The 14,594-nt window shown below is 42.4% G+C and carries 10 protein-coding genes; 3 read left to right on the top strand and 7 right to left on the bottom strand.

Going from position 1 to position 14,594, the window contains the following annotated elements; translation table 11 throughout:
* Nucleotides 1-12: 12 nt before the first annotated feature.
* The 5 genes from HF881_RS07145 to arcA form a co-directional block, all read right to left on the bottom strand.
* A complete protein-coding gene (locus HF881_RS07145) occupies nucleotides 13-1,341 on the bottom strand; it encodes a dipeptidase (protein ID WP_169446931.1) in 1,329 nt (442 codons plus the stop codon).
* 22 nt (nucleotides 1,342-1,363) lie between these two features.
* A complete protein-coding gene (locus HF881_RS07150) occupies nucleotides 1,364-2,875 on the bottom strand; it encodes a YfcC family protein (RefSeq protein WP_001291839.1) in 1,512 nt (503 codons plus the stop codon).
* Between the two features lie 97 nt (nucleotides 2,876-2,972).
* Nucleotides 2,973-3,920: a carbamate kinase gene (gene arcC / locus HF881_RS07155; protein WP_125449833.1), complete on the bottom strand. Its 948-nt coding sequence runs from the start codon at nucleotides 3,918-3,920 to the stop codon at nucleotides 2,973-2,975.
* 293 nt (nucleotides 3,921-4,213) lie between these two features.
* Nucleotides 4,214-5,230 carry an ornithine carbamoyltransferase gene (gene argF, locus HF881_RS07160; RefSeq protein ID WP_000149840.1) on the bottom strand — a complete coding sequence of 339 codons (1,017 nt, stop codon included), beginning with the start codon at nucleotides 5,228-5,230 and terminating at the stop codon, nucleotides 4,214-4,216.
* Nucleotides 5,231-5,287: 57 nt separating this feature from the next.
* The gene (arcA, locus tag HF881_RS07165; RefSeq protein WP_000094625.1) at nucleotides 5,288-6,517 is read right to left on the bottom strand and encodes an arginine deiminase; all 1,230 of its coding nucleotides are present in this window, start codon (nucleotides 6,515-6,517) and stop codon (nucleotides 5,288-5,290) included.
* Between the two features lie 755 nt (nucleotides 6,518-7,272).
* Here arcA and HF881_RS07170 point away from each other — a divergent pair.
* Nucleotides 7,273-8,952, top strand: coding sequence for an alpha-L-fucosidase (locus HF881_RS07170; protein WP_169446964.1), 1,680 nt, complete (start codon nucleotides 7,273-7,275; stop codon nucleotides 8,950-8,952).
* Between the two features lie 36 nt (nucleotides 8,953-8,988).
* Here HF881_RS07170 and HF881_RS07175 read toward each other — a convergent pair whose 3' ends face one another.
* Entirely contained in the window at nucleotides 8,989-11,076 is a 2,088-nt protein-coding gene (locus tag HF881_RS07175) for a GH92 family glycosyl hydrolase (RefSeq protein ID WP_169446932.1), read from the bottom strand.
* Nucleotides 11,077-11,143: 67 nt separating this feature from the next.
* Entirely contained in the window at nucleotides 11,144-11,806 is a 663-nt protein-coding gene (locus HF881_RS07180) for a Crp/Fnr family transcriptional regulator (protein ID WP_169446933.1), read from the bottom strand.
* A 144-nt stretch (nucleotides 11,807-11,950) separates the two neighbouring features.
* Here HF881_RS07180 and nrdI point away from each other — a divergent pair, with 144 nt between their 5' ends.
* The gene (gene nrdI / locus HF881_RS07185) at nucleotides 11,951-12,424 is read left to right on the top strand and encodes a class Ib ribonucleoside-diphosphate reductase assembly flavoprotein NrdI (protein ID WP_169446934.1); all 474 of its coding nucleotides are present in this window, start codon (nucleotides 11,951-11,953) and stop codon (nucleotides 12,422-12,424) included.
* Nucleotides 12,411-14,585, top strand: a complete 2,175-nt coding sequence (nrdE, locus tag HF881_RS07190) for a class 1b ribonucleoside-diphosphate reductase subunit alpha (protein ID WP_169446935.1) — start codon at nucleotides 12,411-12,413, stop codon at nucleotides 14,583-14,585. Before nrdI ends, nrdE begins: the two co-directional genes overlap by 14 nt.
* Nucleotides 14,586-14,594: the final 9 nt, after the last annotated feature.

Here is a 14,594-nt window from a genome sequence, read left to right on the forward strand (position 1 = left end):
ACCTTTATCTGGTTAGGTTGCGAGACGGTAAACCGCCTCTGCGTAGATGTCCATAGCACGATAAAGGTCGTCTAGGACAGCTGCTTCATTTGCCTGATGTTCAGTTTGTTGTGCTCCTGGGAAAAGAGCGCCAAAGGCTACACAGTTTGGCATGGTGCGGGCAAAGGTAGCACCACCTGATGAGAGAGGAGGAGTTTTATCTCCGGTTTTTTCTTGGTAGACTTGCATAAGGGTAGTAACAAGTTGGCTATCTCTTGCGACATAGAGGGGGGCTAGATAGTCAAATTCTTGGTAGTCAAGTTGGTAGTCTTTGGCGCACTGAGTGAGCTGTGCCACCAGTTTCTCCTTATCTGCTAGCACAGGTATGCGTATATCGATCCGAATCTCGGAGCGATCGGGATTGATGGTCAACCCTGCAACATTAAAGGAAAGGGAACCAGACGGTTCATCAGTAACCTCTCCAAAGATTCCAAGCCCCCTACCATCTTGTCCTGCTTTGTCGGCTAGAAAATGGAGGGCAGGGTGGGATTGGAGAGGTGCGAGTATACTAGCAAGTCGAATGACTGCATTGACACCTTGACTAGCATCTTTGGCGTGTTTAGGTACCCCGAGTACGGTCACGGTTTGGTCTGTGGTTTGGTGATCAAAATTTGCTTCCTTCAAACCTTTACAAATCTCTTCATAAAGAGGACCTTGGTAACTTGCCTTGTCTGGTACGACATTAAAGGCACCTCCGACATCAAGCTTGAGATGATCAGAACCGGGGCCATTAAGCTTGACTTGAAGGAGCCCCTTTTCAGCGTATGTCAAAGGAAATGACGAATCCGGTGCAAATCCCATGCTGGCTTGTTCTTCGAGGGCGTTGTAGCGTGCCATACATCTCCAAAGAGTTTCTTCATCCGTACCAAAGATAAAACGCACGCGCTTCTTAAATTGGATGCCTTGGTCCAGCAAGCTTTTCACTGCGTAGAGAGCTGCGAGTGAAGGACCTTTGTCGTCTTGTGCCCCTCGTCCATAGAGTTTGCCTTCTCTGATAGTTGCTTCAAATGGAGGAGATTGCCAATCTGACAAATCTCCTGCAGGCACAACATCCAAGTGACAGAGGATAGCAAGGAGTTCTCCCTCACCAACCTCTGCATAACCATAATAGCCCTTAGGATCAATATAAGTTTTAAAGCCAAGTTCACGGCAGATTTCCAGCGTCTTTTCTAGAACATCTTGAATAGCTTGTCCAAAAGGTGTCCCATTTTCCCCTTCTTGGAGGACAGATGGGTAGGAGATGAGAGTCTTTAGACTCTGTATAAAGCTCTGTTTAATGGAGTCAGTGATGTAGACGGTCATTCGTTTTACCTCACACTTTGTTCTAAAGGAATGGTAGGAAGGTACCTAGGATAAGAAGAAGTATGCTCACAATGACAATAACGACAATGAGTTTAGTAACAAATTTCCACCAAGTTCCTAGACTGATACGGCCGAGCGCGAGAGCCCCCATAACGATACCAGAAGTTGGAGCAACAAGGTTTAGTACACCAGATGCAGATTGATAGGCAGTGATGATGAGACTAGGTTTTACGTTAACGAACTCACCAAGCGGTGCCATGATTCCCATTGTAGCACTAGCAAGTCCAGATGAAGATGGGATAAGGAATGACATAGGAAGGTAGAAGAGGTAAGTCAAAACGATGAAGACTTGAGAAGAGAGACCTTGAAGTCCGACTTCACCCCAGTGTAGAATAGTTGCAGTAATCATACCGTCATTCATGATAACTTGGATACCACGAGCCACTGCACAAATCAAGGCTACGGTGAGAAGATCTGCTGCACCAGCCATAAAAGTAGAGATAATCTTGCTTTCCTTAAGGCCGTAAACAACACCAATAAGAATACCCATCACAGCAAAGAGCATAGCCCCTTCTGGGAAGTACCAGCTACCGAATGGTAGAGCAGATGAACCGATAGCTCCACCAATAACAGGGAGACCAATCAACCAATTCTTGAAGTCTTCAAATAGAGTGATGTGCAAGTCTACCCAAGGGATAAAGCTGGCGATCATGATGATGAAAGTCAAGATGAACAAGGCAAGAACATGTTTTTGTTTCTTGTTCAAGACAGATGGAGCATTTTCGTTATCAGTGACATTGAAGTGTTTAAGGTCTTCTTCACGTTGAGAGTAGACAAGTGATTTTGTGGGATCTTTTTGAATCTTTTCCGCATAGCGGTAAACAAAGTATGTGCTAATACCTGTCATAACAAACCAGAAGATGATACGAAGGATAACCCCGTCCATAGATGATACACCCGCTGTATCAGAGGCGATAACAGTAGCAAAAGGATTGAGAGTAGAGGCAAGACAGCCGACTTGAGAACCTAGTAGAATGATGGCAACGGCAGTAATGCTATCAAAACCAACAGCCATCATAACAGGAACAAGGAGTGGATAAAATGCCATGGTTTCTTCACCCATACCATAAGTTGTTCCTCCAAGTGCAAAGAGGGGCATGAGGATGAGGATCAGCATTTTTTCGCGTCCTTTGTATTTCTTAACAATAGAGGCAATACCAACATCTAATGTGCCTGTCGCATTGACGACACCTAGAAATCCTCCAACCATGAGGATGAAGAAGGCTACGTCAATAGCGGCTTTAGTTGGTTCGTGACCGAGCATCGCCCGGATTGGAGCCATCAGAATATCGTAAATCCCTTGGGGATTAGAGTCAACAGTTTGATAGGTACCTGCAATGAGGCCACCTGCTTCGTTCGTGTCATACTTACCTGCTGGAATGATCCAAGTCAAGATTGCCATGATAGCAATAATAATGATCAAAACAGTGTAAGATGAAGGCATTTGGAACCTTTTTTTTGTTTTTTCACTCATTTGTTTTTCCTCCTAAACTATGCCACAAAGTATAAAAACGAATGATGTTGGTTTATCTGAGTACTCCTAGTTAGAGCTTGTACTTGGGTTAAAATGGCTAGTCTTTAACAATAATTGTTCCGCTTTCGGACTCGATCAAGGCGCCTAGATTGCTGAGGGAAGTGATAACAGCCTTGCCTTCTGGGCGGTTGGTTACAAAATCGATAGCAGCTTCGACTTTTGGTAGCATGCTACCCGGTGCGAATTGTCCTTGTTTGATGTATTCTTTTAGTTGACTGATAGTAACGTGTTCAAGTTTTTCTTGGTCTGGTTTATTGTAGTTGACATAAACATAGTCTACGCCAGTAAGGACGATAAAGAGGTCAGCTTCGACGAGTTCTGCTAGTCGTTGAGACGCAAAGTCTTTGTCGATAACGGCTTCGACCCCACGTAAGTAACCGTTTTCATTTTTAACGACAGGGATACCTCCTCCACCTGCTGCGATGACAACTTGACCATTATCGAGCAAGGTGCGGATGCTGTTGATTTCTTTAATGTCGATTGGTTTTGGTGAAGCCACCACTTTACGCCAGCCACGACCGGCATCTTCTTTGAAGGTTGCTCCTGTTTTTTCGCTCTCAGCTTTGGCATCCTCTTCTGAGTAGAATGGACCGATTGGTTTGGTGGGATTGATAAAGGCAGGGTCTTCCTTGTCTACTATAACTTGGGTAACAACAGAAGCGACATTTTTATCAAGTCCTACATCGAGCAATGCGTTATCAAGAGCACATTGTAGCCAAAAACCGATACTACCCTCGGTCATGGCAACCAAAGAATCAAGGGGGAAGGCAGGGTTTTTTTCCGAATCTGCCATCAAGTGTTGAAGCAAGAGATTACCCACCTGAGGACCATTTCCGTGAGTGATGATCAGTTCATCTCCGTTTTGAATCAACTTAACCAGATGACGAGCTGTTTCTACCAGAGCAGCTTGTTGAGCTTGGGCAGATGGATCAGTGGAGAGGATGGCATTTCCGCCTAAAGCAACGACGATTTTTCTATGAGACATGAGCTCTCCTTCCTTTAATATGGTAAACCTGACAGAACTCCAAGAGCTACAGGCAGGTATGATGATAAAATATGAAGTGGAGGTAGCGTCTTTTTAAAAGACAAATTAGTCATTACTACTAATAAAAGGGGTTGAACGCACAGCCGACGTTTATCAGAATGAGACTAGGAAGCAGGAAGATGACAAGAGTAAGGTGGCAAATCTGTCAAACGGAATCCTTGCTTTCTTTCGCTAGAACTGATAAGCTATCATAGCTTTCGTCTCAACCCCTGTGTTGTGTATACGAGTAAGTTTTATACTTTAGGAATGTAGAGATTTCCAAGAGTAGCAGCCATAACAGCTTTGATAGTGTGCATACGGTTTTCTGCTTGGTCAAAGTGGCGAGCATACTTGCTGCGGAAGACTTCGTCTGTTACTTCCATTTCTTCTACGCCAAATTTTTCAGCAACATCTTTACCATAAACAGTGTGAGTGTCGTGGAATGCTGGTAAACAGTGGAGGAAGATCAAGTTTTCGTTGTTTGCTTTTTTCACTAAGTCCATATTGACTTGGTAAGGTTTCAAAAGTGCAACGCGTTCTGCGAATTTGTCTTCTTCACCCATAGATACCCAAACGTCTGTATAAAGTACATCTGCACCTTTAACAGCTTCGTCTGCATCTTCGGTGATGAGGATGTGTGCACCACTTTCTTTAGCAAATCCTTCAGCCAATTCAACGATTTCTTTTTCTGGGAAGAGTTCTTTTGGTGAGAAGATGTGAACATTAACACCAAGGATAGCACCTGTTACGAGCAAGCTATTGGCAACGTTGTTACGTCCATCACCACAGTATACCAATGTCAAGCCTTCCAAGCGGCCGAAGTTTTCTTGAACAGTCAAGTAGTCAGCGAGCATTTGAGTTGGGTGCCATTCGTCAGTTAGACCGTTCCATACTGGAACGCCTGAGAATTCTGCTAGTTCTTCAACCATACGTTGGCTGAAACCACGGAATTCAATCCCGTCAAACATACGACCCAAAACTTTTGCAGTATCTTCAGTAGATTCTTTTTTACCTAACTGAATGTCATTTGCTCCGAGGTATTCTGGATGAGCACCAAGGTCAATAGCTGCAGTTGTAAAGGCTGCACGTGTACGAGTAGAAGTTTTTTCAAACAAGAGGGCGATATTTTTACCAGCAAGGTAGTGGTGTTGGATATTGCGTTTTTTCAAATCCTTCAAGTGAGCTGAAAGACCGATAAGGTATTCTAACTCTGCGCGAGTAAAGTCTTTTTCTGCTAAGAAGCTGCGTCCTTGGAATACTGAATGTGTCATTCTATTATTTCCTCTTTCTATTTTTTACATTTTTTATTGACAAATACTGAACAGCGATTATACTTCTTCACGTTCAAATGGCATAGACATACAACGAGGTCCACCACGGCCCCGAACCAATTCACTTCCGCGAATCTTAATCAAGCGAAGCCCGTATTCTTCTAGGATCTTATTGGTAATGGTATTGCGGGCATAAACGACTACTACACCAGGTGCGATGGTCAAAGTGTTGGAGCCGTCATTCCATTGTTCACGCGCAGCTGCTACGATATTGCCACCACCGCAACGGATCAAATGAACTTTTTCTACGCCGAGGTTCTTCGCAAGAAGTTCAGCTAAGTCACCTTTTTCTTCAACAATCTTGAGTTTTTCATCTTCATAAGTGACAGAGTACACACGAAGATCGCCTTCGATTTCTGGGTGAATTGTGAACTTGTCATAGTCAACCATGGTGAAGACAGTATCCAAGTGCATGAATTTACGGTTGTTAGCAAATTCAAATGCCAATACTTTCTTGAAGCCAACATTTTTCTTGAAGATGTTCACCAAGAGTTTTTCAATCGAAGCTGCATCTGTACGTTGAGAGATACCTACTGCAAGAACGTCTTTAGAAAGAACGAGCTCATCTCCACCTTCAATACGTGTATCTTCTTCACGGTTGTAGACTAATTCTACTTTTCCACCATAGATTGGATGGTGTTTGAAAATGTATTTACCATAAAGAGTTTCACGGTTACGAGTATCTGCATACATGTGGTTAAGTGATACGGCATTACCAATGGTTGCAAATGGGTCGCGAGTGAAGTAGAGGTTTGGCATTGGGTCAATAGCAAATGGATAGTCTGACTCAACCAAGTCAGTTAAGCCTTTTGCTTCTTCAGGAATTTCTGGCAATTCAACTTTTTGAACCCCTGCCATAGTTTTTTCAACCAATTCTTGGTTGTCCTTGATACCGTGAAGCAATTCACGAATAGCCGCCTTGGTTTGACGACCACGGATATTAGCTTCGTCTAAATATTCCTCGATAAATTGATCGCGGATTTCTGGGGAAGTTAATGATTCAGCAGCCAATTGCTCTAGGTAAAGGACCTCAATTCCTTCATCACGAAGAGCTTGAGCAAATGCGTCATGTTCTTTTTGAGCATCTTCCAAGAATGGAATGTCATCAAAAAGAAGCCTTTCGAGATAGTCCGGCAACAAGTTTTCCAACTCTTTGCCTGGACGGTGCAACATAACTTTTTTCAGTTTCCCAATTTCTGAGAATACCTGAATTGGATGTGAAGACATGTGTTTTCCTCCTTAAAAATTTTCACGGTGGCACCTTTTTGGTACCGCTTACATTTACGTTATATCATATTCTCAGAGGCGTGTCAATAGTAAAAAATGATTAAAAATTCGGACAAAACAAGGTTTTAGTAGTATTTTATGTTATTATACGATAGCAAAAGGAATTAGAGGAAATAAATGTATAAACTTCTACTATAAAGAATATAATATTTTTTGAAAAAATTATGCTAAATTTCACATTTTAAGAAGAAATGTCCAGATTTTAAGTCATTTCTGACGAGGAATTGAGAAGAGCAATGGTTGAAAGCCACTTAGAAAATTATATGAAATCTATCAGAAAAGACTTTCTTCTAGGCCACTTTAAATGTATATTGTACAAATTATAGAATCTTTTCTGAGTATTTAGGGAGACAGCCTTGTCTTATTGACGGTACCTAGATTTTTTGTTATAGTCAACGAGGTAACAACTAGGAAGAAGGAGTTATTCACAAGTTGTGGATAAGTCTGGGGAGAGCAGGACATTCAGCTAATATCCTAGAGGGTTCTTGATAATAGTACCGGAAACTAGTAACGAGCCAGCTTTCTAGTAGAAATCCTAGTGCAGTGGGGATTTGAGCAGAGTTTGCTGAAGGTGATAGGTTCAAAGTCAAAGAGCCGGAGTCTAGAAAAGCTAGTTTTTAGGCATGTTTTCTTATCCACAAGTTGTGGATAACTTTGTGAACAAGAGAAATAATCAGAGAAAGAGATACGAGATGATGACGAAAATAAAACCTCATGGACCATTACCAAGTCAGGCCCAGCTAGCTTATTTAGAGGATGAACTAGCTGCCTTTATCCATTTTGGCCCCAATACCTTTTATGACCAAGAATGGGGAAGTGGGCAAGAGGATCCTATGCGTTTTAACCCGACCAAGTTGGATGCGCGTGAATGGGTTCGGGTACTCAAAGAAACAGGTTTTAAAAAGCTGATTTTGGTGGTTAAGCACCACGATGGTTTTGTCCTCTACCCGACAGATCACACAGATTATTCGATCAAGGCTAGTCCTTGGCGAGATGGAAAAGGGGACTTGCTCCTCGAAGTATCCCGAGCTGCAACTGAGTTTGACATGGATAAGGGAGTGTATTTGTCTCCTTGGGATGCCCACAGTTCCCTTTATCATGTGGACCGAGAAGGGGACTACAATGCCTATTATCTGGCTCAGTTGAAGGAAATATTATCAAATCCTGACTATGGGAATGCTGGTAAGTTCGCTGAGGTTTGGATGGATGGTGCTCGAGGCGAAGGGGCCCAGCAGGTCAACTATGAGTTTGAGACTTGGTTTGAAACCATTCGTGACTTGCAGGGCGATTGTTTGATTTTCTCAACTGAGGGAACTAGTATTCGCTGGATTGGCAATGAACGGGGCTATGCAAGGGATCCCTTGTGGCAAAAAGTCAAGCCCGACCAGTTGGGGACAGAGGCTGCATTGGATTACTTACAGCACGGAGACCCCTCTGGGACGCTATTTTCAATTGGTGAGGCAGATGTTTCTCTTCGCTCGGGCTGGTTTTACCATGAGGATCAGGATCCCAAGTCTCTCGAGGAGTTGGTCGAGATTTATTTTCACTCGGTAGGGCGGGGAACTCCACTCTTGCTTAATATCCCGCCGAACCAAGATGGTCTCTTTGATGAAAAAGATATCCAGCGACTTTATGAATTTGCTGCCTATCGTGATGAGCTTTATAAAAAAGATCTGGCTCTGGGGAGCAAGGTGTCTGGACCGTCTCTCTCAGAAGACTTTGCTTGTTGCCACCTGACAGATGGACGGAAGACTAGTTCTTGGGCAAGTGATGCAGAACTGCCAATTCAGTTAGAGATTGATTTAGAGTCACCTAAAACTTTTGATGTGATTGAGCTGAGGGAAGATTTGAAGCTGGGGCAACGCATCGCTGCTTTCCATGTTCAGGTAGAGTTGGATGGTGTTTGGCAGGAGTTTGGATCTGGTTATACTGTTGGCCACAAACGTCTCTTACGAGGATCAGTCGTTGAGGCGCAGAAGATTCGTGTGACCATTACAGAGACACAGGCTTTGCCTTTGTTGACCAAAATTTCACTCTATAAAACACCTACCTTGTCAAAAAAAGAAGCTGTTCAGCAACTAGAGTTCTCAGAAAAAAGTCTGGCTGTGACCAAGGGAGAAAATGCCTATTTTACAGTTAAGCGCAGAGAATCTAGTACTCCTTTAGAAGCTAAGATTTCAATTCAACCAGGGACGGGTGTGCATGGTGTCGCTTATCAGGATGAGATTCAAGTCCTTGTGTTTCAAGCTGGTGAGACTGAAAAAAGGCTGACGCTACCAACCTTGTATTTTTCAGGAGATAAAAGCTTAGATTTTTATCTAAATCTGACGGTAGATGGGCAGCTGGTTGACCAGCTTCAAGTCCAAGTTTCATAAAAGAAGAACCTTTGCATCATGCAAAGGTTCTTTTGGTTATGAGTGATTTGGTAGCCAGCTGAGGGTGAAGGTTAGTTGCTCAGCTTTTAAGAGGTCTTGGTGTTGGATGCTAGCTACAGGAGTCTTGTCCAGTCGGCACTCTTTGACAAAGTTGAAATGGCTGTGGTTTTGCTTAGCATAGATATCCAGCCATTTATTTTCCTTAGCTAGGTAGACACGGAGATGATCAAAGAGGGGAATTCCGAGGTCGTAGCTTGGTTTGCCTGGACAGGTCGGATAAAATCCAAGAGCCGACCAGATGTACCAAGCAGAGAGACTGCCATTGTCCTCATCGCCAGGATAGGCTTGCCAGCTTGGGAGAAAGGCTTTCTGACGCAGGGTCTTGATGAGAAGGGCAGTGTAGTCTGGGTAGTTGCTGTAGCGAAAGAGATAAGGGATGTGAAAGCTAGGTTGGTTGGAAATGGCGATTTGTCCAAAAGGAGCGGTAGCCATCTCGCTCATTTCATGAATCTCGTAACCATAACCAGTTGTCTCAAAGAGAGGAGCCTCTTGACAGGTTTTCAAAAGATAGTTGCTAAAGGCTTCTTTTCCACCCATAAGCTGGATTAAGTCTGGGATGTCGTGGAGGACGCCTAAAGTTGCTTGAATGGCAGAGCATTCGGCATAGTCGCGTCCCCAACTATAAGGAGAGAAGTCAGGGCGGAAGTTTCCTTGGCTATCTCGCGCACGCATGTAACCCGTCGCAGTGTCAAATAGATTGCGGTAATTTTGTGATGCAACCTTATAAGTCTGGGCGATGTCATTCTGACCTAGTTTTTCGGCACAGCTGGCGATACAAAAGTCACTATAGGCGTAGTCTAGGGTATGGCTGACGCTTTCGTGGTGGTCGGTAGAGAGGTAGCCAAGCTCTTGGTATTGGGCTAGTCCGTGGCGACCATTGATGCCGAGAGGGTCGGACTTAGTGGCTGTCTCCAACATAGCTTGGAGGAGTTCTTCTTCCAAGTCAGGAGCCATTTCCTTGCAGGCACTATCTGCGATAATACCGTCCAATAGAGTCCCTGGCATCATTCCACGTTCATCTGGGGCTAGCCATTTAGGCAGAAAACCAGTATCGCGGTAGCTATTGAGGAAACCTTCTAAAAAGCGGTGATAGTGCTCCGGTATGATAAGAGCAAAGAGGGGGAAGGTGGTGCGGAAGGTATCCCAGAAGCCATTGTTGCTGAAGAGGACACCGGGCTTGACAGTACCAGTAGACAAATCCATGTGGATGGCCTGCCCTGACTCGTTCACCTCATAAAATGTCTGTGGGAAGAGGAAGAGTCTGTAGAGGCAGTGGTCAAAGAGGGTTCGGTCAGCCTCTCCTGCCTCAAGTACATCAAAACGATGGAGGAGATCTTCCCAGTCCGCTTGTGCACTTACTTTACAGCTATCAAAGTTCTTTTGAGGTAGATTAAGCAGCGCTTGAGAAGGAGAAATAAAAGAAGTCGCTAATTGGATCTCAGCATGACTGCTTGCTAAGTCAATTCGCCAGTCTCCGCTCTCTTGGTTGACAGCAAGAATATCCGTATTCATTTGTAGGGCGGTGAAGAGTATCAGTGGATTTTTATTGGTCTCTGTTTTGCCTTCTTGTCTTAGGGCCAGAGTCTGCTTATCTACTTGCTTTACTGTCAGTTTATCTGCTGCGTGAAGATAGAGGGAGAGAGCCTTGCCTTGCTTTTGCTGTAAACGAATAGAAGCACCGTAGCAAGTCGGTGTGAGCTGGGCTTCAATCTGATAGCGCAGAGAAAAGAGTTTCAAATGGTGAGGCTGGAAGCAAGCTTTATCTATATCATAAGAAGACTGGCGGTGAAAGAGACTGTCTCCCCCAAGCTTGCCTGTGACGGGTGTTAAGAGCAACCAAGAATAATCACCAATCCAAGGGCTGGGCTGGTGGGTCAATCGAATCCCCTGAAAGATGGGCAGATGCGGATCGAAAAACCAAGCTCCCTCCTGGTCACTGGTCTGGGGCACAAAATAATTCATCCCAAAAGGCACGCCTGTATAAGGCAGGGTATTTCCCCGAGAGAAGGCATGCTTGCTGGCAGTACCAAAGCGGGTATCGATGGTCTCAAGTAGTGGTTTCATGATTATCCCTTTGTAAACGTTTTATATTTTATATAGTATAACATGAAATGAACAAAAAAGCTTCAGATCAATATAAATTCCTTAAAGCTTGATCATCTATGATATGAATGGTACGACGAACTTTTCGAATATAGTGATGTTCTTCAAAAATCTTAAATTTTCGCGAAATAGTTTCGGGTCTCGTTCCAAGGTAACTAGCAAGTTCCTTTTCTGAAATTGGCAAAGTGAAGGTGAGTTTAGGATTGTTACTTTTTCCGGTAAGATGAATAAGATAGCAAGCAAGGCGTTGTTCTATTTTTTCAAAGGCTAATAAGGTGACTTGTTCTTCCGTCTGAATTGCTTTTCTGGCATTAAGACGTAGAAGTTGCCAACTAAAATGTGGAAAATTCTGGAGAAGGTATTGAAAATCCTTTTTATAAATGACACAGACTTCTGTAGAGACCAAGGCTTCTCCGTAGAGATCCTGATTATTCTCTTCAAAGAGATAGTTTTCTCCTTCGTAATTTCCTTTGCCAACGATACGGATGCATTGTTCGATTCCATCATTAGTTAGACGATAGACCTTAAATTGTCCTCTATTAACAATGATTAAAGTTTCTTCGTCAAAGGGTGAGAAAATCAACTCGCCCTTTTTAAATTTCTTATGGTGAAACAGACTATGAATGCCCTGAAGTTCATCATATGATAGTGTGCTAAAAAGAGGGACTGTATAAAAGCATGGTTGGGACATAGGAACTCCTAATTTTGAATAAATTTATAGAAACTTGACGAATATCAATTTTTTTATCATTTAGATACAGTAAAATAAAAAACACAATATATAGCGTACATATATTCAACAAACACAATATATTGTACCAAAAAAGGAGGAGTCATGCAAAAAATTAGATTTTATTATATTAGTTTAAGTGGGAATACAAGTTCTTTTGTACAACGGGTCAGTCAATATATAAAGACGACGCATCATAGAGAAGTTGAGTCTTTGAATATAAAAGATTTAAAGGGAAAAGCGATTACGGCAGATGGTCCCTTTGTCAGTTTTTTACCAACTTATCTAGAGGGGGGGAATGGAATTGATACTGGATTCCAAGAAATTCTAACGGGAAACCTTCGGAAATTTTTGGAGTATCAAGGAAATTTTCGTTATTGCTTAGGAATTATCGGGAGTGGTAATCGAAATTTCAATAAGCAATTCTGTCTAACGGCTTTTCAATATGCAGAGCAGTTTGGCTTTCCTGTTATAGATGTTTTTGAATTACGTGGGACAGATGAAGATGTAGAGAGGATCTCCAAACATATTTTAGCTAGTTTTGAGAAAGTGGAGGAAAAAATAGATGTCAGCTACTAAGAATTATTTTGTTTTGAACAATATGGTGAACATTCCAATTGATGGTGAAATTCCTCTTTACTATGATAGAGAAGCCTTAACAGACTATTTAAAGAATGAAATTGAACCTCATACGATGCATTTTTCAAGTTTGAAAGAACGTCTCCAGTATTTAATTCGAGAAGATTATGTGGATGAAGAGGTTGTGGGCTTGTATCGTGGGGAGTCTGGTGAGATTGATAGTAATTTTTTAGAGGATTTATATCAAAAGATCAAGGAACATGGTTTTGCCTTTAAGAGTTTTATGGGAGCTTATAAATTTTATAATCAATATGCACTAAAGACTGATGATTCCAAGACCTATTTGGAATCGTTCGAGGACCGGGTGTTCCTTAATGCCCTCTATCTAGGAAATGGCGATCAGAACCTAGCGACAAAAATTGCGGAGGAAATGATCACCCAACGGTACCAACCTGCGACCCCCACATTCTTAAATGCAGGGAAAAAACGGCGTGGTGAGATGGTTTCTTGTTTTCTGATAGATCTTGATGATTCTATGTTATCTATCGGACGTGGGGTCAATTCTGCTTTGCAACTTTCTAGACTTGGTGGTGGGGTTGGAGTGAATTTATCGAACCTACGTGCCAGTGGTTCTCCTATAAAAGGAATTGAACATGCTTCTTCGGGAGTGCTTCCTGTAATGAAATTACTAGAAGACTCTTTTAGCTATAGCAATCAACTAGGACAGAGAAATGGGGCAGGGGTCGTTTACTTAAACGTTTTTCATCAGGATATTCTCGCCTTTTTATCGACAAAGAAGGAAAATGCAGATGAAAAAATTCGTGTTAAAACCCTCTCTCTGGGGTTGGTCGTTCCGGATAAGTATTACGAGCTGATTAAAACAAATCAACCCATGTATCTGTTTAATCCTTATCATGTTGAAAAAGTCTATGGGAAACCTTTTTCGTATGTAGATATCACGGCTGAATACGACCGATTGGTTGTAAATCCAGCTATCGAAAAGACGGTTGTTCAAGCGAGAGAATTGGAACAGGAAATTTCCCGTTTGCAACAAGAGTCTGGTTATCCTTATATTTTAAATATCGATGTCGCTAATCGTGCGAATCCCGTCAAAGGGAAAATCATTATGAGTAACCTTTGCTCGGAGATTTTGCAACCACAGACTCCATCTGTATTGAATGATGATTTGTCCTATCATGAGGTAGGGACGGATATTAGTTGTAACCTTGGATCAACTAATATTGTTAATTTACTAAAATCTGAAGATTTTGCTGCCTCTGTTGATGCAATGGTTCGTGCCTTAACGACTGTTACGGATCTAGAGTCTGTCGAAGAGGTGCCTACAGTAAATAAGGGAAATCGTCTCTACCATACGATAGGACTCGGAGCGATGGGATTACACACAGCCCTCGCTTTGCACCAAATCAAGTATGGTTCAAAAGAGTCTTTAGAATTTACAGAAGCTTATTTCTTAGCATTGAATTATTATTCTTTAGTATCTAGCAATAGAATCGCAAGAGAGCGACGTGAGACATTCTATGAATTTGCGGATTCACGCTATGCCGATGGAAGTTACTTTTCACCATATGTAGAGCAGGATTTTGTATTTAGATTTCCTAAGATAGCAGCCATTTTTAAGAATATGCCTATTCCAACGAAAGAAGATTGGAAGGTACTAAGGGAGAAGGTCATGAAAGATGGTCTCTACCATCGAAATCGTTTAGCAGTAGCGCCTAATGGTTCTATTTCTTATATCAATGAAACGAGCGCTTCTCTTCATCCGATTACTCAGTTGGTAGAAAATCGGCAGGAAAAGAAGGTGGGATCGATCTTTTATCCCGCTCCGTATCTGTCCAATGATACCTTACCATTTTATGAGACTGCTTATAACATGGATCAGCGTAAAATTATTGATGTATATGCAGTCGCACAAAAACACATTGATCAGGGAATGAGTCTGACTCTCTTTATGCGTTCTCAATTACCTGAAGGACTATATGAATGGAAAACTAAGGGAAGTACAATGCTAACGACACGTGACTTGAATCGTCTTCGGAATTACGCGTGGCGAAAAGGGATAAAATCACTTTATTATGTTAGAACCTATACAGAGGATGACGAATTCAGCAGTGTAAATAGCTGTGAATCTTGCATGATTTAAGGAGAGAAG

Source organism: Streptococcus sp. WB01_FAA12 (genome assembly GCF_012843315.1).
Taxonomy (GTDB): domain Bacteria; phylum Bacillota; class Bacilli; order Lactobacillales; family Streptococcaceae; genus Streptococcus.